This is a genomic window from Paracoccus fontiphilus, from assembly GCF_017356265.1.
GTDB lineage: Bacteria > Pseudomonadota > Alphaproteobacteria > Rhodobacterales > Rhodobacteraceae > Paracoccus > Paracoccus fontiphilus.
In genome coordinates this window covers 1-16,560 of the sequence record NZ_JAFNAW010000033.1, presented here as the reverse complement: position 1 = coordinate 16,560, position 16,560 = coordinate 1, and the positions used below count along the sequence as shown (strand labels likewise).

The window sequence follows — 16,560 nt, the reverse complement described above, 5'->3', positions numbered from 1 at the left end:
AGGCGCGCAATCCATATCACCTGCAAGGAAGCGTGTCATGTTCAAGGGATCCCTGCCCGCACTGGTCACGCCGTTCACCCCGGACGGCGAGCTGGACCTGGACACGCTGAAGAAGCTGGTCGAATGGCACATCGACCAAGGCAGCCACGGCCTTGTACCCGTGGGCACCACCGGCGAAAGCCCGACCCTGACCCATGACGAGCACCGCCTGGTGATCGAGGAGGTCGTCAAGGCCGTCGCGGGCCGCATTCCGGTCATCGCGGGCGCGGGATCGAACAGCACCCGCGAGGGCATCGGCCTGATTCGCCACGCGGCCGAGGTCGGCGCCGACGCGGCCCTGGTGGTGACGCCCTATTACAACAAGCCGACGCAGGCGGGCCTGATCGCCCATTACACCGCCCTGGCCGAGGCCTCGGACCTGCCCATCGTCATCTACAACATTCCCGGCCGCTCGGTCATCGACATGACGCCCGAAACGATGGGCGAACTGGCGAAGCTACCCACGATCGTCGGCGTCAAGGACGCCACCGGCAAGCTGGAGCGCGTCAGCCAGCAGCGCATCACCTGCGGCCCAGATTTCGTGCAACTGTCGGGCGAGGACGCGACCGCGCTGGGCTTCAACGCCCATGGCGGCGTGGGCTGCATCAGCGTCACGGCCAATGTCGCGCCGAAGCTCTGCGCGGAATTCCAGGAAGCCACGCTGGCGGGCGACTATGCCAAGGCGCTGGACTACCAGGACCGGCTGATGCCCCTGCACGTCGCGATCTTCGTCGAGCCGGGCCTGGTGGGCGCCAAATACGCGATGTCGCGGCTGGGCCTGTGCGACGAACGCGTCCGCCTGCCGCTGGTGCCGCTGACCGACCCGACGCGGCGCCTGATCGACGCGGCGCTGGAACATGCGGGCCTGATCTGACGACCACGCGACTGTGCGGCAATTTCGCGCGCATTTTCGGCATCGTCTTTTCAAAACGAAATCTTCATCCCATATTGAGGGTGAGGAGACGACCCGCCATGCCCTTGCCGCACTTCCTGGTCCTGATCGCCGCAGTCATCCTTTTCGCCGCGCTGACGTTGTGGGCGGCCTTCTCGGCCGACGCGTCGATGGTCGTGCTGGCGATGGTCGCCTTGTCGGCGGCCGCAGCCCTGCACCTGTCGCAGCGGGGCCGGCACGACCACGACGCCTGACCCTTCAGCTTTCCAGTTCGGCGTCCCAGTACAGGAAATCCATCCAGCTGTCGTGCAGGTGATTCGGCGGAAAGCGCCGGCCCGCCGCGTGCATTTCCTCGGGCGAGGGCTGGCGGGGCTTGCGGCGCAGGCTCATGCCCGAATGGCGCAGGCTGCGGTTGGCCTTGCGCAGGTTGCAGGGCGAGCAGGCGGCGACCACATTGTCCCAGCTGGTGACGCCGCCCCGCGACCGGGGCACCACATGGTCGAAGGTCAGGTCGCCCTTGGCCCCGCAATACTGGCAGCAGAATTCGTCCCGCAGGAAAAGATTGAAGCGCGTGAAGGCCACGCGCTTCTGGGGTTTGACGTAATCTTTCAGAACGACGACCGAGGGCAGCTTGAACGCCTGGCGCTGACTTCGCACCACCTCCTCGTATTCGGCGATGATGTCCACGCGGTCCAGGAAGGCCGCCTTGATCGCCTCCTGCCAGGGCCACAAGGACAGGGGATAATAGGACAAGGGCCGGTAATCCGCGTTCAGCACCAGCGCGGGATAGTGGCGCAGGCTTGCAGGCTCGCGCACGAACTGGGTTCGAAAATCCGTCTGGTGTCGATGATCCAGCATATCGCCTTCCCGCCTGCCCCCATGGGGTTGACCGGGGGCGCCCGTCAGATCCGTGACCTTGACTATATATCGTGGCCGGGATCTGGCAAGCCCCCGGATCTATCCGATCCATCGCCGGAATAATCCCGAACGGTAACAGCGCGATGACGATTGCGGGATGTCCCTGGGGATGGCAGGCTGCACGCCATGACCGAACGAACGCCACCCGTGCTGGGCACGCTGGAATCCGCGCTTTACGCAGGCGACCTTGAAGCCGCCACGGCCTTCTGGCGCGACGTGATGGGCTTGCAGCCGTTCCAGAGCGTGCCGGGGCGGCATGTGTTCTTTCGCGTCGCGCCCTCGCAGGTGCTGCTGGTCTTCAACCCCTCCGCCACCGAACAGCCGCCCGGACCCGATGCCAGGCTGCCCGTCCCCCCGCATGGCGCGCGCGGACCGGGCCATTTCTGCCTTGCCGTCGCGGCTGACAGGCTGGACGACTGGCGCCGCCACCTGACCGCCCGAAGCATCGCCATCGAAGCTGATTTTCGCTGGCCGAACGGCGCGCGGTCGATCTATTTGCGCGATCCCGCGGGCAACTCCATCGAACTGGCCGACCCGGCGATCTGGGGTTGACGCCCTTTCATCCCGGTCGAAAAATCTTGGGGGTAAGGAGCGCCCGGAAAAAGGTCCGGCGGACCTTTTTCAGCGACGAACGCCTGCCGCCTTGCGGCAGGCTTGGGGGGCAGCGCCCCGGCTATTTCCCCAGGCGATCCTTCAGGAAACTCAAGGCGACCGACAGGCCGTCGGGCGAGATCCCGTGCCCCGTGCCCTTCATCACATGGCCGTAGACGGTGAAGCCTGCGGCCTCAAGGGCCTCGCCGGCCAGGGTCATGTCCTGGAACGGCACCATCGGGTCCTGGTCGCCATGCAGCAGCAGGACGGGCGGCTTGACCTTCGCCTCGCCCGCCAGCAGCTCGGGGCCCAGCAGGCGACCCGAAAAGCCGACGATGCCGGCAACGGCCTCGTCGCGGCGCGGCAGGACGTGCAGCGCCATCATCGTGCCTTGCGAAAAGCCCACCACGACCATCCGGTCCGCGGTCAGCCCCTCGTCGGACAGAACCTTGTCCAGCCAGGCGTTCAGCAGGCCGACGGACCGGACCATCGATTCCTTGGCCTGCGCGTCGGTGGACCCGTCCAGCCAGGGGATCGGAAACCACTGGTAGCCAAAGGGGTTGTTGATGCTGCGTTCCGGCGCGTCCGGGGCATGGAAGGCCACGCCCGGCAGGTGCGGCGACAAGGGATCGGCCAGGCCCAGCAGGTCGGCCCCGTCGGCGCCGTAGCCATGCAGGAAGACAACGACCGCATCGGCCTTGGGCGGCCCCTTGCGGGCGGATTTCAACTGGCTCATCGCACTCCCTCGCGGCCTTTGGCCAGGCGGTAATAGGCCCACAGCCCGCGCGCCGCAACCGCGCGCCAGGGCCGCCAGGGTTCGGCCATCTGCCGCAGGGCGGCGGAGCCGGGGCGGGCCTCCAGGCCATACATCAGCCGCGCCGATTCCTGCAGCGCCAGATCGCCCGCCGCAAAGACATCCGCCCGGCCAAGCGCGAACTTCAGATAGATTTCCGCCGTCCAGACGCCGATGCCGGGCAGCGCCACCAGGGCCGCGATCACGTCGTCGTCGGGCAGGGCGCGCAACCCGTCCCAGTCCAGCCCCGCCGCCGCGATCCCCTTCAGATAGCGCGCCTTGGGCCGGGACAGGCCGGCCGCGCGCAACGCGTCCTCATCGGCAGCGGCAATGGCCCCGGCCGTCGCCAGCCCCGCCGCCTCCATCCGCGCCCAGATCGCATCCGCCGCCGCGACCGAGATCTGCTGGGCGACGATGGCACTGGCAATCGCCTCGAACCCGTCGCTGCGCCGCCGCAGGGGCAGGGGGCCGATCTGCGGCGCGACCCGCGCCCAGACGGGGCAGACCGCCACAAGATGCGCCATGCCCTCGGCCAGGTCGGCCTCGGACCGGATCAGGCGCGGCCCGGGGCGGGGGGTGTCAGTCACGGTCGATCGCGGCCTCCAGCTTCAGGCGCGTTTCCCAGGCCATCGAGATATGCTGGCGCAGCGCCTTGTCCGCCGCCGTTCCGTCGCCCGCCGCGATGGCATCGACGATGCGCTTGTGTTCGGCAAGCGCGGTTTCGCTGCGCCCCTCGGCCGCCAGCGAGGTCTTGGCCATCAGCGCCATGGTCCGGTGCACCAGGTCAAGCTGCTGGACCAGGTAGCGGTTGTGGGACGCCAGGTGGATCTGGTGGTGGAAGCGCTTGTTGGCCCGCGCCAGGGCCTCGGGGTCGCCGACCGCCCGCTGGTCGTCCGCGACCATCTGGGCCAGCACGCGCACCTCCTCGGGGGTGGCGTGGCGCGCGGCAAGGCGCGCGGCCAGGGCCTCAAGCTCGGCGCGGACGGTGTAAAGCTCGGCCAGCTGGTTGTGGTCGAGCGAGGCCACGATCAGGCTGCGCCCGTCGCGGACCAGCATCTGTTGCGTTTCCAGCCGCTGCAGGGCCTCGCGGACGGGCGTACGGGACACGCCGAAGCGTTCGGCCAGTTCCGATTCGACCAGCCGGTCGCCGGGTCGATAGGTGCCGGATTCGATCGCGGCCAGGATCAGGGAATATGCGTCCTTCATGGCCGCCACGATTGGCCGCGCGAGGGGCGATTGCAAGCGCGCTGTTGGCGGGCTAGGCAGCGGGCATGGATTTCGCGCATGTCGATACCTGGATCTTCGATCTGGACAACACCCTGTATCCGCCCGAGATGGCGCTGTTCCCGCAGATCGAGGCGCGGATGACCGATTACGTCATGCGTACGCTGGCGGTCGAACGCGATGCCGCCGACGGGATGCGGCGCGACTGGTGGATGCGGCACGGCACCACCCTGGCCGGGCTGATGGCCGAACACGCCATCGACCCGGTAGCCTACCTGGACGAGGTCCACGACATCGACTTCGCCCCCCTGCTGCCCGCGCCAGATCTGGCCGCCGCCATCGCCGCGCTGCCGGGTCGCAAGCTGGTCCACACCAATGCCGATGCCGCCTATGCGGTGAAGGTGCTGCGGGCGCGGGGCCTGGGTCTGGTGAACGACGACGTCCCCGCCCCCCTGTTCGAGGCGGTCTATGGCATCGCCGAAACCCATTTCCACCCCAAGCCCCGCCCCGAGGCGTTCCAGGCCGTGATCGGGGCGGCGCGCATCGACCCCACCCGCGCCGCCTTTTTCGAGGATGACCCCCGCAACCTGGCGGTTCCCCATGACCTGGGGATGCGCACGATCCTGGTCGGGCCGGGGCGGCACGGGCCAGAGGTGATGGCCGGCGCGGTGCCCGACCATGTCGATCACCACGTCCACGACCTGACGGGCTTCCTGCGCCAGATTGCCCTTGGCTGCTGATTGCGCGACAATGCCGGCGGACGCGCATCCATCCCATAGGTTCCCCCATGACCCATACCGCCGACAAAAGCGGAAATCGCCTGAATTTCCTTGCCGTTGCCCTGCTGCTGGTCGTTCTTGCCATTGCCGTTCTGGCCGTCGTCCAGTTCGGCCTTCCGGTGCTTGGCCTGCTGGGCCTGGTCCTGACCGTGGCCGTTTTCGCGGTCATGCTGCTGTTCACCGCCGGAAACTAGGCCGCGGCATATGATCGCAGGCGACACCTCTCGGATCGACGTCCTGGTCTCGGGCGGCGGCATTGCCGGGCTGATCGCGGCTGCCGCCTTCGGGGCGCAGGGCTTTCAGACCCTTTGCGTCGACCCCGCCCCGCCGGTGACCGAGGAGGGGGCCGAAGGGGCCGACCTGCGCACCACCGCCTTTCTGACCCCCTCGGTCGCACTGCTGCGGCGGATCGGGCTGTGGGACCGCCTGCTGCCCCATGCCACGCCCCTGCAGGTCATGCGCATCGTCGATGCGGGCGGCGCGCAACCCGCGACCCGGCTGATCCGCGACTTCGACGCCTCCGAGATCGGCGACCAACCCTTCGGCTGGAACCTGCCCAACTGGCTCCTGCGGCGAGAGATCTCGGCCCGGCTGGCCGGGATGGAAAACGTCCGCTTCCAGCCCGGCACCGGCACGGCGGGCGTGCTGGCCCGCGACACGGGCGCCATCGTCACGCTGACCGATGGCTGCCGCGTCCAGGCACGGTTGCTGATCGGCGCCGATGGGCGCGATTCGCCCGTGCGGCAGGCGCTTGGCATCGGCGTGCGGACCTTCCGCTACGGCCAGAAGGCGCTGGCCTTTGCCGTCACCCATGACGTGCCGCACGGCAACGTCTCGACCGAGATCCACCGCTCGGGCGGGCCGTTCACGCTGGTGCCGCTGCCCGACCGGGACGGCAAGCCCTGTTCGGCGGTCGTCTGGATGGAGAACGGCCGGGAGGTCGCCCGCCTTGCCGCCCTGCCGCCTGATGCCTTCGAGGCGGAACTGAACGCCCGGTCCGCAGGCGTCCTGGGTCGCCTGACGCTTGCCACGCGCCTGACGCAATGGCCGATCATCAGCCAGATCGCCGACCGCTTCACCGGCCCGCGCACGGCGCTGATCGCCGAGGCCGCCCATGTCGTTCCGCCCATCGGCGCCCAGGGCCTGAACATGAGCCTGGCGGATCTCGCTGCGCTGATCGACCTGTCGGGCGACGACCCCGGCAACCCGGACAGCCTTGCCGCTTATGACCGCACCCGCCGCCCCGAGGCCTATGCCCGCCTGCTGGGCATCGACGCGCTGAACCGCGCCAGCCAGGCATCCCTGCGCCCCCTGCGCGACCTGCGCGCGGCCGCGCTTGGCGGGCTTTACGGCATCGCGCCGGTGCGGCGGCTGATGATGCGGGCCGGGCTGGGGATGCGCTGAGGTCGGGGAACATCGCCCGGTCCCATGCGTTTGCCCGTATCGCAGACCCGGAGGCCCCATGCCCGATCCCGACGTCATCGACCGCATCTGGACCATCGCCGACAGGCTGGACCCCTGCATGTTCGTCACGTGCGACGGCGACGGCCAGCGGGTCCGCCCCGTTTATGCCCGCGTCCGCCGGGACGAAGGGGCGATCCATGTCCTGACCGACACCAAGGGCTGCAAGCTGGACCAGATCGCGGCCAATCCGAACGTCTCGCTGGCCTTTTCGGACGAACGCGCGAACGATTACGTCGTGATCAACGGCACTGCCGAAATCCGCCACGATCCCGACAAGGCCCGCGAGGTCTGGCGCCTGACCGACGAGACCTTCTTCACCTCCCCCGATCATCCCGACCTGCGCGTGATCACCGTCCGGCCCACCTCGGCGGAACTGTGGGACGGCAGCAACCTGCTGATCTCGGGCGTGAAGATGCTGGCCGAACGCCTGCTGGGCGCCAAAACCGAACTGGTCGAGAATGCCAAGGTCGGGCGGCTTGAATAGGGTGGCAGGCACACTTATTTAAGGGCAGCAGAGGACGACCTCCCCATCACGGGCAAACGCGCCGGGACGACCCGGCAGGCTTGGGGTCGTTCATGGCTTGGCTCTATCTTTTTCTCGCCGGTCTTCTGGAAATCGTCTGGGCAACCGCGATGAAGCAATCCGCCGGTTTCACCCGCATCTGGCCCACCGGCATCATGGTCGTGGGGATGATCGCGTCCTTCTGGCTGCTGGCCGTCGCGATGCGCACGCTGCCGCTGGGCACGTCCTATACCGTCTGGGTCGGCATCGGCGCGGTGGGCGCCTTCCTTGTGGGAATCGTGCTGTTCGGGGAACCCGCCACGGCCACGCGCCTGCTGGCGGCGGGCCTGATCGTCGCGGGCATCGTCACCATGAAGCTCGCTTCCTGACCTTCATCTTGGCCCAAATATCCCACGGGGGGTCCGGGGGACGTGAAGTCCCCCGGCGGTCGCGGGACGCAAGACGACACAAAAACCCCGCGATCCCCCGTCGGCAGGCAATTTCCTTTCGCCATCATCGGTGCTAAACCAACCCGCCAGCCACAGGAGACTCAAGCCATGCCCGCCTATCGTTCCCGCACCACCACCCACGGCCGCAACATGGCGGGCGCGCGCGGGCTATGGCGGGCGACAGGGGTGAAGGACAGCGACTTCGGCAAGCCGATCATCGCCATCGTCAACAGCTTCACCCAGTTCGTGCCGGGCCATGTCCACCTGAAGGACCTGGGCCAGCTTGTCGCCCGCGAGGTCGAGGCCGCGGGCGGCATCGCCAAGGAATTCAACACCATCGCGGTCGATGACGGCATCGCGATGGGCCATGACGGGATGCTCTATTCGCTGCCCTCGCGCGAGATCATCGCGGACAGCGTGGAATACATGGTCAACGCCCACTGCGCCGACGCGATGGTATGCATCTCGAACTGCGACAAGATCACGCCGGGGATGCTGAACGCGGCGATGCGGCTGAACATTCCCGCCGTGTTCGTCAGCGGCGGGCCGATGGAGGCGGGCAAGGTCGTGCTGAACGGCAAGACCCATGCGCTGGATCTGGTCGATGCCATGGTCGCCGCCGCCGACGACACCGTGTCGGACGCCGATGTGGAGGTTATCGAGCGGTCGGCTTGCCCGACCTGCGGGTCCTGCTCGGGCATGTTCACCGCCAACTCCATGAACTGCCTGACCGAGGCCTTGGGCCTGTCTCTGCCCGGCAACGGCTCCACCCTGGCGACGCATGCCGACCGCAAGCGCCTGTTCGTCGAGGCGGGCCACCTGATCGTCGATCTGGCGCGGCGTTACTACGAGGGCGAGGACGACTCGGTCCTGCCGCGCAACATCGCCAACAAGAAGGCGTTCGAGAACGCGATGTCGCTGGACATCGCCATGGGCGGCTCGACCAACACCGTGCTGCACATCCTGGCCGCCGCCCATGAAGGCGGCATCGACTTCGACATGAAGGACATCGACCGGCTGTCGCGCAACGTGCCCTGCCTGTCCAAGGTCGCCCCCGCCAAGCAGGACGTCCACATGGAGGACGTCCACCGCGCCGGCGGAATCTTTGCCATCCTGGGCCAGCTTGAACGCGGCGGGCTGGTCCACCGCGACACGCCGACCGTCCATGCCCCCACCATGGGCGACGCCATCGACCGCTGGGACATCAGCCGCACCGACAGCGAGATGGTGCACAAGTTCTTCAGCGCCGCGCCGGGCGGCGTGCCGACGCAGGTGGCCTTCTCGCAGGAAGCGCGGTGGGAGACGCTGGATCTCGACCGGCAGGCGGGCGTGATCCGGTCCGTCAACGCGCCCTTCACCGCCGATGGCGGGCTGGCTGTGCTTTACGGCAACCTGGCCGAGGACGGCTGCATCGTGAAGACGGCGGGGGTCGACGAATCGATCCTGAAGTTCGAAGGCCCGGCGCATATCTTCGAAAGCCAGGACGATGCCGTCAGCGGCATCCTGACCGGCAAGGTCAAGCCCGGAGAGGTCGTGCTGATCCGCTACGAAGGTCCGCGCGGCGGTCCGGGGATGCAGGAAATGCTGTATCCGACCAGCTATCTGAAGTCGAAAGGGCTGGGCAAGGCCTGCGCGCTGGTGACGGACGGTCGCTTTTCGGGCGGCTCGTCCGGGCTGTCGATCGGCCATGTCTCGCCCGAGGCGGCGGAAGGCGGTACCATCGGCCTGGTCGAACAAGGCGACCTGATCCAGATCGACATCCCGAACCGGAAGATCCACCTGGCCGTGGACGACGCAACGCTGGCAGCCCGCCGCGCCAGGCGCGAGGCCGAGGGCTGGAAGCCCGCCAAGCCGCGCGCGCGCAAGATCACGACGGCGCTGCGCGCCTATGCGGCGATGACCACCAGCGCCTCGAAAGGGGCAGTGCGGGTCATTCCCGAGTGACGGGCTGGCCTGCGATCCAGACGGATTGCAGGCGCCACCCATCGTCCAGCAGCACCAGATCGGCGCGCCTGCCTTCCCGCAGCGCGCCGTATTCGTCTGAAAGGCCGATGATGCGGGCCGGTTCCGACGTGGCCATGGCAAGCGCACGTTCCGGGGCGATGCCTGCCTGATCCACCAGCACCCGGATTGCCCCATCCATGCGCAGGTCGGCCCCGGCCAGCGTGCCGTCCGCCAGGGTCAGCCGCCCGTCGCGGCGGTGGATCGTGCGGCCCTGCAACGTCATCTCGGTCAGGTCGGTGCCCGCGAACGCCATGCAGTCCGTCACCAGGAAGATGCCGTCCGGTCGCGCCGCCAGCGCGGTGCGCAGGACCGCCGGGTGGACATGGATGGCGTCTGCGATCAGCCCGGCATGGGTGTCGCCTGCCAGCACCGCGCCGACCAGACCCGGCGAACGGTGGCCCATCTGGCTCATGGCGTTGAACAGATGCGTGGCGCAGCAGGCGCCCGCCGCAAAGGCTGCGCGGGCGGTGTCGTGGTCGCAGTCCGTGTGACCCAAGCTGACGATGATGCCCGCGCGGGACAGGGTGGCGATCTGGTCCGGGGTTGCGGCCTCGGGCGCCAGCGTCACCATCAGCACGGGCAGGGCACGCGCGGCCTTGCAGAGGCGCGCCAGATCGTTGGCCTCCATGGGCCGGATCAACGCGGGATCATGGGCGCCGTGGCGGCGGGGGTCCAGATGCGGGCCTTCCAGATGCAGGCCCAGGAAGCCCGGCACCCCCCACCGCCCGAATGCCCGCGTCGATCACGGCAGCCGTGGCCTCCGCCACATCGGTGTCGCCGCCCACCATCAGCCCGCCGCCGCCGTTCACCTGCAGGTCCAGGAAACCGGGCGCGAGCGTGCCCTCCAGCCGCGTGACCGGGCCGACGTCGCTGGCGGGCAGGACCGCCGCGATGCGGTCGCCCTCGATCACCACGGCATGGTCGGGCAGCATCCGCTGGCCGTCAAACACCTGCGCGGCGGCAAGGACCGTCATGCCGCCCCGGCCATCTGCCGCGCCATCAGCAGCGCGCCATCCACCCCGGACCCGAGCGCATGGCGCTGCGGCCAGTCCGTCAGCCGCGCCGCATAGGCCGGGCCAAGCCCGCCCACGAAGACCACCGGCAGGGGCGCATCGGCTTGCAGCATCGTCAGGATGTGGCGCACCTCGGCCACAGCGGCATCGAAGACCTGCCGCGCCGCCGGATCCTCGCCCGCGACGATGCGCGGGGCCAGCCGGGCGAAATCCGCCGGGCGGGCGGTGTTGCCGAAGCGTATGATCCCCTCGACCCCGCCCAGTTCCCCCAGCAGATCCTGCAGCAGCGGAGTCATCGGCGCGAACCCGTCCTCGGCCCGCATGGCCAGGGACAGCAGCGCACGGCCCAGGACGGCGCCCGACCCCTCGTCGCCCATCAGGAAGCCGCGCCCGCCGACCTGCCGCAACGCGCCGCCGCGCTGCACGGCAAAGACGGACCCCGTGCCCATCGCGGCCAGGATGCCGTCCTGCATTCCCAGCGCGCCCCGCGCGGCGGTCACGCCGTCATTGACGATCTGCACCCGCGCGAAAGGCAGAAGCAACGAAAGCCTTTCCGTGGCAGCGGCCATCGTGCCCCCGGCAAGGCCCAGCGTGGCGATCAGGTCGCGGGGATCGGCGCCGGTGCCCTCGACGGCTTCGGCGGTGGCTTGCAGGATGCTGACCGCCGCGCCCTCGACATCGGTGTTGATGTTGGCGGGCCCGCCCTGGCCCTGGCCGACGATGCGGCCGTCCGCATCCGCCAGCGCCGCGCGGCATCCCGTGCCGCCGCCGTCGATTCCCAGAAAGAACGCCATCCTCTGTCCCCTTTCGGGAGGGTTCTAGCCCCGTTCGTCGGACCCGAACAGCCCGCGCAAGCCGCGCGTGACCAGGTTGCCGACCTTGGGGCGGGGCTGGGCAAGGAAGGGCAGGGGACGGCACACCTCCATCGCGGCGATGCCGACGCGGGCGGTCAGGGCGCCGTTCACCACGCCCTCGCCGAAGCGGCGCGACACCTTGGAGAGGATTCCGCCCCCGGCGACGGTCTCGATCAGGTCGTCGCCTGCGGCCACCGCGCCGGTGGCGACCAGATGGGTGATGACCGTGCGCGCCAGCCGCCAGCCGCCGATGGCGCCCGCGCGGCCGCCATAGATTTCGGCCATGCGGCGGATCATCCGCAGGTTCGCGGCAAGGGCGGCGGCGACATCGGCAAGCGCCAGCGGGATCAGCGCCGTGGCGGTGGCGACGGTGCGGGCGGCGGCCTCGATTTCCCGCCGGGCGTCCTGGTCCAGTTGCGCCAAAAGCTCGGTTTCCGCCATGGTCAGCAGGGTGCGGGCGTCGAAGGCGTCGCCGCGGTTGTCGGACAGGCGCTTGCGGTTCCACTCCATCTCTGGCCGGTCGCGATAGAGCGCCAGCAGATCGTCGGCTACCCTGCGCGCCTTGTCGATGCTGTCGTCGGCCAGGGCCGTGCCCGCTTGGCGCTGGATCGCGTCGATCCTGGCGAACCGCGCCCAGGCCCGGTATTCGCGCCAGGCCATGCCCAACGCCGCCAGCGTGAACAGCGCGAACAGCGCGACCCCGATCCATCCCAGCACCGGATAGCGGGTCAGCAGGTCGTTGATGAAGTTCAGCGCGGCGATGGACAGAAGAAAGGTGAACAGCGCCACGCCGGAATTGATGAAGACCCTTGTCAGCTTCGACGGCGGGCGGCCGACAAGGCGCGTCACCATCTCCATCGTGCGGGGGCGGGGCAGGAAGGGGTCGGCCGCGTCGATGGGCGGGGCGTCCGCGGGGTTCAGCGTGTCGTCCCGCACTTCGGACGCGGGGCCGGTGCGGGGCTCGGCGGCGGGCGCGTCCAGTTCGATCAGCACGGGGCCGCGGCGGGGGGTGTCGCTCATAGCCGGTCTCCGACCAGGAATTCGGCGGCGCGGTCCAGCCGGATATGCGGCGGGCCGTCGCCGGGGCGCGCAGTCATCGGGGCGGGGGCAAAGTTCATGATGGCATAGTCGCCGTCAAGCCATTGCGCAGCGCCATCCCGCGCCGGGTGCAGCAGGGCGGCGGGATCGGCGGGCAGCTCGCCCGGATAGAAGGCCGCCTGCCGCCCGTCCATCAGCCTGCCACGCACGGCGGGCAGATCCTCGCCGTTCTGGCGGATCGTGTCCTCGGTCGTGGCGCGCAGGGCGGCGACCGACATGGCCTCGGTCCGGGCGCCGCTGAAATCGGCGCGGTCGCGCGCCTCGCGCAGCATGGCGGACAGGATCGCCGTCAGGCGGTTGTGCTGGACATGGTGCAGATGGTCGGCCTTGGTCGCGGCGAACAGGATGCGTTCCACGCGCCGCGTGCCCAGCAGTTGCGCCAGCCAGCCCGCCCGGCCGGGGCGGAAGGCGGTCAGCACGTCGGCCATGGCGCGGCGCATGTCCTCGACCGCGCGGGGGCCCTGGTGGATCGCGCCCAGCACGTCCACCAGCACCACCTGACGGTCGATGCGGGCGAAGTGTTCGCGGAAGAAGGGCTTCACGACGCGCGACTTGTAGGCGTCGAAGCGGCGGCGGAATTCCCGGTGCAGCCGGCCATCGGCGAAGGAGGCGGGCAGGGGGGCGAAGGTCAGGGCGGGGGAACCCTCCATCTCTCCGGGGATCAGGAAGCGGCCGGGGGTGCAGTCGGACCAGCCCGCCTCGCGCGCGGCATGGAGATGGGCGGTATAGGTCTGGGCCAAGGATTGCGCGGTGGGTTCGTCGAAGCGGTCGCCGTCGATGCCGTTCAGTGCGGCTTGGTAGTCAGCGGCGCCGGGGCGGCCGTCCATGCGGTCCAGGACCTCGGCCGACCATTCGGAAAAATCCTTTTCCATCAGGCGCAGGTCCAGCAGCCATTCGCCGGGGTAATCGACGATGTCCAGATGCAGGGTGCGCGGGCCCGTCAGGCCGCCCAGCAGTCCCTTGCCGTCCAGGCGCAGGGACAGGCGCAACTGGCTGACATGGCGCGTTCCGTCCGGCCAGTGCGGGTCGGGTCCGGTCAGGGCGGCCAGGTGGCGTTCGAAATCGAAGCGCGGCACGGTGTCGTCGGGCTGCGGTTGCAGCCACGCGGCCTTGAGGCTGCCGTCGGCGGCGGCGCGGAGCGCGTGCATCCGGCCCCGGTCCATCAGGTTCGCCACCAGCGAGGTGATGAACACCGTCTTGCCCGCGCGCGACAGGCCCGTGACGCCCAGCCGGATCACCGGGTCGCCCAAGCCGATGCCCGCCATCAATGTGCTGCCGATACCCATTCCGCCTGCCTGTTTCTGCCGTCTTTTCTGGAAAATAGGCCCCGGGGAAGGGTTTGCCTAGGGCGGCGGGCCGGGGTTCCGCTTGGCCCGCCGTTGCGACATAACGCTGGGATGCTGGATCGGTTGCCTATCGACGATGTTCTTCCTGCGCTGTGCGAGGCGCTTGCCGCCCATGGCCGCGCCGTGCTGGTGGCTCCGCCGGGGGCGGGCAAGACGACGCGTGTCCCCTTGGCGCTGCTGGACCGGGTGGCGGGCAAGATCGTGATGCTGGAGCCTCGGCGGCTGGCGGCGCGGGCTGCGGCGGAGCGGCTGGCCGAGCAGCTGGGCGAAGCCGTGGGGGCGCGTGTCGGTTACCGGATGCGCGGCGAATCGGTCGGAGGCAGCCGGATCGAGGTCGTGACGGAAGGCATCCTGACGCGGATGATCCAGTCCGATCCGTCGCTGGAGGGCATCGGCTGCGTGATCTTCGACGAATTCCACGAACGCAGCCTGAACGCGGACCTGGGACTGGCCTTGGTGTGGGAGGCCAAGGGGGCGCTGCGCGAGGATCTGGCGGTGCTGGTGATGTCGGCCACGCTGGACGCCGAACCCGTGGCGGCGCTGCTGGACGGTGCGCCGGTGATCCGGTCCGAGGGCCGGGCCTTCCCGGTCGAGACGCGCTGGCTGCCCAAGCCGTTGTCCGCCGTCGCCCGGCTGGTCGATGAAGCCGCGCGGCTGATTGCCGTGGTCGAAGCGGAAACCCGCGAGACGGGCGGCACCGTCCTGGCCTTCCTGCCGGGCGAGGGCGAGATCCGGCGGGTCATGGCGCAGCTTGGCGGTGACTGCGAGGTGCTGCCGCTTTATGGCGCGCTGAAGCCTGCCGAGCAGCGGGCGGCGCTGTCGCCGCCCGGCGCGCGGCGGCGGATCGTGCTGGCGACGGCGATTGCGGAAACCTCCTTGACCATTCCGGCGGTGCGGGTGGTGGTCGATGCGGGGCGGGCACGGCGGTCCCGGTTCGATCCGGGATCGGGCATGTCGCGGCTGGTGACGGAACGCGTCAGCCGGGCCGAGGCCGATCAGCGGCGGGGCCGTGCGGGCCGTGTCGCGCCGGGCATCTGCTATCGCCTGTGGGCGCGGGCCGAGGAGGGGGCCTTGCCCGCCTTCGCCCCGCCCGAGATCGCCGTGGCGGATCTGGCGGGCCTGGCCCTGGAACTGGCGGCCTGGGGCGCAGAGCCGGGCGATCTGGCCTTCCTGACGCCCCCGCCCGAGGGCGCGCTGGCCGAGGCGCGGGCCCTGTTGCATGGGCTGGAGGCGCTGGATGCATCGGGCCGGATCACCGATCACGGGCGCGCCCTGGCGCGGCTGCCGCTGCATCCGCGTCCCGCGCATATGCTGCTGCGCGTCGGGCCCGAGGCGGCGGATCTGGCGGCGCTGCTGTCGAGCCGCGACCCGCTGCGCGGCGCGCCGGTGGATCTGGCGCTGCGGCTGGCGGCGGTGCGCGATCCCAAGGGGTTTGCGGCGCGGCACCCGCATGAGGTGAACCGCGCGGTGGTCCAGCAGATCCGCGACGAGGCCGCCCGGTTGCGGCGTCTGGTTGCGTCCCGCGATGGCGGGGGGGCGCTGCCCCCCCGGACCCCCCGGGGGTATTTGGGCAACGAAGAAGCAGGAGGCGCGGTTTCGCTGGCCTATCCCGACCGGATCGGATTGCGGCGCAAGGGGGACGAGCCGCGCTTCGTGCTGTCGGGCGGCAAGGGCGCGGTGATGGATGCGGGGGACCCGATGGCCGGGCAGCGGCTGGTCGTGGCCGCCGATCTGGACGGCGACGGGCGCGAGGCCCGCATCCGCATGGCCGCCCGGTTGGGCGAGGGCGAGCTGCGCGCGCTGCATGGTGAGCGGATCGAGACGGTCAAGCTTTGCGAATGGTCCCGGCGCGAGGGGCGGGTGCTGGCACGGGTGCAGGAACGGCTGGGGGCGCTGGTGCTGTCGGATCGCCCCTGGCCCGAGGCGCCGCCCGAGGCTATTGCCCGCGCCGCGCTGGAAGGACTGCGGCTGGACGGCCTGTCCTGGAGCCCGGCCGCTGCCCGGCTGCGGGCGCGGATCGCGCTGGTGCCGGACCTGGGCGTGGTGGACGATGCCGGCCTGCTGGCCGACGCCGGCTGGCTGCTGCCCTGGCTGGGGCGGATCAGGACGCTGGCCGACCTGCGCGCCCTTGACTTGGTCGAGCCGCTGAAGGCCCGGATCGGCTGGGAGGGCCAGCGGCGGCTGGACCGCGAGGCGCCGGCGCACTTTGCCACGCCCCTGGGCCGCAAGGTGCCGATCGACTATGACCACGAACAGCCCTCGATCGAGGTGCGCTTGCAGGAGCTGTTCGGGGTGACGCGTCATCCGATCGTGGGTGGGCGCCCCCTGCGCATCAGCCTGCTGTCGCCGGGCGGCAAGCCCGTGCAGGTGACGACCGACCTGCCGGGGTTCTGGGCATCCTCCTATGCCGATGTCAGGAAGGACATGCGCGGCCGCTATCCCCGCCATCCCTGGCCCGACGATCCGCGCGAGGCCGATCCCACCACGCGGGCCAAGCCGCGCGGGACCTAGAGCCTGTTGCACTCAATCGACCTCATAACCTGCGGCTTTGAAGTAGTTGTAGCATTCCTCGTCGGAGAACAGATCGCAGACCT

The 16,560-nt window shown here is 69.8% G+C and carries 17 protein-coding genes and 1 pseudogene; 10 read left to right on the top strand and 8 right to left on the bottom strand.

Features of this window, described 5'->3' with window-relative positions:
- Window positions 1-37: 37 nt before the first annotated feature.
- Together dapA and J0F76_RS12265 are read left to right on the top strand one after the other, a co-directional pair.
- On the top strand, window positions 38-913 hold the full coding sequence (dapA, locus tag J0F76_RS12270) for a 4-hydroxy-tetrahydrodipicolinate synthase (RefSeq protein ID WP_207469807.1): 876 nt from the start codon (window positions 38-40) through the stop codon (window positions 911-913).
- Between the two features lie 80 nt (window positions 914-993).
- Window positions 994-1,185 carry a hypothetical protein gene (locus J0F76_RS12265; RefSeq protein WP_207469857.1) on the top strand — a complete coding sequence of 64 codons (192 nt, stop codon included), beginning with the start codon at window positions 994-996 and terminating at the stop codon, window positions 1,183-1,185.
- A 4-nt stretch (window positions 1,186-1,189) separates the two neighbouring features.
- Here the strand turns inward: J0F76_RS12265 and J0F76_RS12260 are convergent, their stop codons facing one another.
- Window positions 1,190-1,789: an HNH endonuclease gene (locus J0F76_RS12260; protein WP_207469805.1), complete on the bottom strand. Its 600-nt coding sequence runs from the start codon at window positions 1,787-1,789 to the stop codon at window positions 1,190-1,192.
- 186 nt (window positions 1,790-1,975) lie between these two features.
- Here J0F76_RS12260 and J0F76_RS12255 point away from each other — a divergent pair, with 186 nt between their 5' ends.
- Window positions 1,976-2,401 carry a VOC family protein gene (locus tag J0F76_RS12255; RefSeq protein ID WP_207469803.1) on the top strand — a complete coding sequence of 142 codons (426 nt, stop codon included), beginning with the start codon at window positions 1,976-1,978 and terminating at the stop codon, window positions 2,399-2,401.
- A gap of 121 nt (window positions 2,402-2,522) precedes the next feature.
- On the opposite strand, the gene J0F76_RS12250 is transcribed toward J0F76_RS12255, so the two are convergent.
- Genes J0F76_RS12250 through J0F76_RS12240 form a run of 3 tightly spaced genes read right to left on the bottom strand, consistent with a single transcriptional unit; the run spans window position 2,523 to window position 4,439 of the window.
- Window positions 2,523-3,176, bottom strand: a complete 654-nt coding sequence (locus tag J0F76_RS12250) for an alpha/beta hydrolase (protein WP_207469802.1) — start codon at window positions 3,174-3,176, stop codon at window positions 2,523-2,525.
- Window positions 3,173-3,757, bottom strand: a complete 585-nt coding sequence (locus J0F76_RS12245; RefSeq protein ID WP_207469849.1) for a DNA-3-methyladenine glycosylase family protein — start codon at window positions 3,755-3,757, stop codon at window positions 3,173-3,175. Before J0F76_RS12245 ends, J0F76_RS12250 begins: the two co-directional genes overlap by 4 nt.
- A 55-nt stretch (window positions 3,758-3,812) precedes the next feature.
- Window positions 3,813-4,439, bottom strand: a complete 627-nt coding sequence (locus tag J0F76_RS12240) for a GntR family transcriptional regulator (protein ID WP_207469801.1) — start codon at window positions 4,437-4,439, stop codon at window positions 3,813-3,815.
- A gap of 65 nt (window positions 4,440-4,504) precedes the next feature.
- Here J0F76_RS12240 and J0F76_RS12235 point away from each other — a divergent pair, with 65 nt between their 5' ends.
- The 6 genes from J0F76_RS12235 (at window position 4,505) to ilvD (ending at window position 9,595) form a co-directional block, all read left to right on the top strand.
- Window positions 4,505-5,197: a pyrimidine 5'-nucleotidase gene (locus J0F76_RS12235; protein ID WP_207469800.1), complete on the top strand. Its 693-nt coding sequence runs from the start codon at window positions 4,505-4,507 to the stop codon at window positions 5,195-5,197.
- 47 nt (window positions 5,198-5,244) lie between these two features.
- Window positions 5,245-5,430: a hypothetical protein gene (locus J0F76_RS12230; protein WP_207469799.1), complete on the top strand. Its 186-nt coding sequence runs from the start codon at window positions 5,245-5,247 to the stop codon at window positions 5,428-5,430.
- Window positions 5,431-5,440: 10 nt separating this feature from the next.
- Window positions 5,441-6,640 carry a UbiH/UbiF family hydroxylase gene (locus J0F76_RS12225; RefSeq protein WP_207469798.1) on the top strand — a complete coding sequence of 400 codons (1,200 nt, stop codon included), beginning with the start codon at window positions 5,441-5,443 and terminating at the stop codon, window positions 6,638-6,640.
- Window positions 6,641-6,698: 58 nt separating this feature from the next.
- A complete protein-coding gene (locus tag J0F76_RS12220) occupies window positions 6,699-7,184 on the top strand; it encodes a pyridoxamine 5'-phosphate oxidase family protein (protein WP_207469797.1) in 486 nt (161 codons plus the stop codon).
- Window positions 7,185-7,276: 92 nt separating this feature from the next.
- Window positions 7,277-7,591, top strand: a complete 315-nt coding sequence (locus J0F76_RS12215; protein WP_207469796.1) for a DMT family transporter — start codon at window positions 7,277-7,279, stop codon at window positions 7,589-7,591.
- Window positions 7,592-7,759: 168 nt separating this feature from the next.
- Window positions 7,760-9,595, top strand: a complete 1,836-nt coding sequence (gene ilvD / locus J0F76_RS12210) for a dihydroxy-acid dehydratase (protein WP_207469795.1) — start codon at window positions 7,760-7,762, stop codon at window positions 9,593-9,595.
- Here the strand turns inward: ilvD and J0F76_RS12205 are convergent.
- The 4 genes and pseudogenes from J0F76_RS12205 to J0F76_RS12190 all read right to left on the bottom strand — a co-directional run bounded on the left by J0F76_RS12205 (window position 9,582) and on the right by J0F76_RS12190 (window position 13,906).
- A pseudogene (locus J0F76_RS12205) lies at window positions 9,582-10,629 on the bottom strand (N-acetylglucosamine-6-phosphate deacetylase). The gene ilvD and the pseudogene J0F76_RS12205 sit on opposite strands and share 14 nt — an antisense overlap.
- Window positions 10,626-11,462, bottom strand: coding sequence for a glucosamine kinase nucleotide-binding domain-containing protein (locus tag J0F76_RS12200; protein WP_207469791.1), 837 nt, complete (start codon window positions 11,460-11,462; stop codon window positions 10,626-10,628). Before J0F76_RS12200 ends, J0F76_RS12205 begins: the two are co-directional and overlap by 4 nt.
- A gap of 24 nt (window positions 11,463-11,486) precedes the next feature.
- Window positions 11,487-12,542 carry a YcjF family protein gene (locus tag J0F76_RS12195; protein ID WP_207469784.1) on the bottom strand — a complete coding sequence of 352 codons (1,056 nt, stop codon included), beginning with the start codon at window positions 12,540-12,542 and terminating at the stop codon, window positions 11,487-11,489.
- Window positions 12,539-13,906 (bottom strand): YcjX family GTP-binding protein, encoded by a 1,368-nt coding sequence (locus J0F76_RS12190; protein ID WP_207469782.1) that lies wholly within the window; start codon window positions 13,904-13,906, stop codon window positions 12,539-12,541. The genes J0F76_RS12195 and J0F76_RS12190 overlap by 4 nt, the downstream gene beginning before the upstream one ends.
- Window positions 13,907-14,017: 111 nt before the next feature.
- On the opposite strand from J0F76_RS12190, the gene hrpB reads away from it, so the two are divergent.
- Entirely contained in the window at window positions 14,018-16,477 is a 2,460-nt protein-coding gene (hrpB, locus tag J0F76_RS12185) for an ATP-dependent helicase HrpB (RefSeq protein WP_207469780.1), read from the top strand.
- Window positions 16,478-16,560 lie beyond the last annotated feature (83 nt).

What these genes read in the sequence shown, in the direction of transcription:
- dapA (WP_207469807.1), top strand. Translation starts at nt 38, where the DNA reads ATGTTCAAGGGATCCCTGCCCGCACTGGTCACGCCGTTCACCCCGGAC.
- J0F76_RS12260 (WP_207469805.1), bottom strand. Translation starts at nt 1,789, where the DNA reads ATGCTGGATCATCGACACCAGACGGATTTTCGAACCCAGTTCGTGCGC.
- J0F76_RS12255 (WP_207469803.1), top strand. Translation starts at nt 1,976, where the DNA reads ATGACCGAACGAACGCCACCCGTGCTGGGCACGCTGGAATCCGCGCTT.
- J0F76_RS12250 (WP_207469802.1), bottom strand. Translation starts at nt 3,176, where the DNA reads ATGAGCCAGTTGAAATCCGCCCGCAAGGGGCCGCCCAAGGCCGATGCG.
- J0F76_RS12245 (WP_207469849.1), bottom strand. Translation starts at nt 3,757, where the DNA reads ATGGCGCATCTTGTGGCGGTCTGCCCCGTCTGGGCGCGGGTCGCGCCG.
- J0F76_RS12240 (WP_207469801.1), bottom strand. Translation starts at nt 4,439, where the DNA reads ATGAAGGACGCATATTCCCTGATCCTGGCCGCGATCGAATCCGGCACC.
- J0F76_RS12235 (WP_207469800.1), top strand. Translation starts at nt 4,505, where the DNA reads ATGGATTTCGCGCATGTCGATACCTGGATCTTCGATCTGGACAACACC.
- J0F76_RS12230 (WP_207469799.1), top strand. Translation starts at nt 5,245, where the DNA reads ATGACCCATACCGCCGACAAAAGCGGAAATCGCCTGAATTTCCTTGCC.
- J0F76_RS12225 (WP_207469798.1), top strand. Translation starts at nt 5,441, where the DNA reads ATGATCGCAGGCGACACCTCTCGGATCGACGTCCTGGTCTCGGGCGGC.
- J0F76_RS12220 (WP_207469797.1), top strand. Translation starts at nt 6,699, where the DNA reads ATGCCCGATCCCGACGTCATCGACCGCATCTGGACCATCGCCGACAGG.
- J0F76_RS12215 (WP_207469796.1), top strand. Translation starts at nt 7,277, where the DNA reads ATGGCTTGGCTCTATCTTTTTCTCGCCGGTCTTCTGGAAATCGTCTGG.
- ilvD (WP_207469795.1), top strand. Translation starts at nt 7,760, where the DNA reads ATGCCCGCCTATCGTTCCCGCACCACCACCCACGGCCGCAACATGGCG.
- J0F76_RS12200 (WP_207469791.1), bottom strand. Translation starts at nt 11,462, where the DNA reads ATGGCGTTCTTTCTGGGAATCGACGGCGGCGGCACGGGATGCCGCGCG.
- J0F76_RS12195 (WP_207469784.1), bottom strand. Translation starts at nt 12,542, where the DNA reads ATGAGCGACACCCCCCGCCGCGGCCCCGTGCTGATCGAACTGGACGCG.
- J0F76_RS12190 (WP_207469782.1), bottom strand. Translation starts at nt 13,906, where the DNA reads ATGGGTATCGGCAGCACATTGATGGCGGGCATCGGCTTGGGCGACCCG.
- hrpB (WP_207469780.1), top strand. Translation starts at nt 14,018, where the DNA reads ATGCTGGATCGGTTGCCTATCGACGATGTTCTTCCTGCGCTGTGCGAG.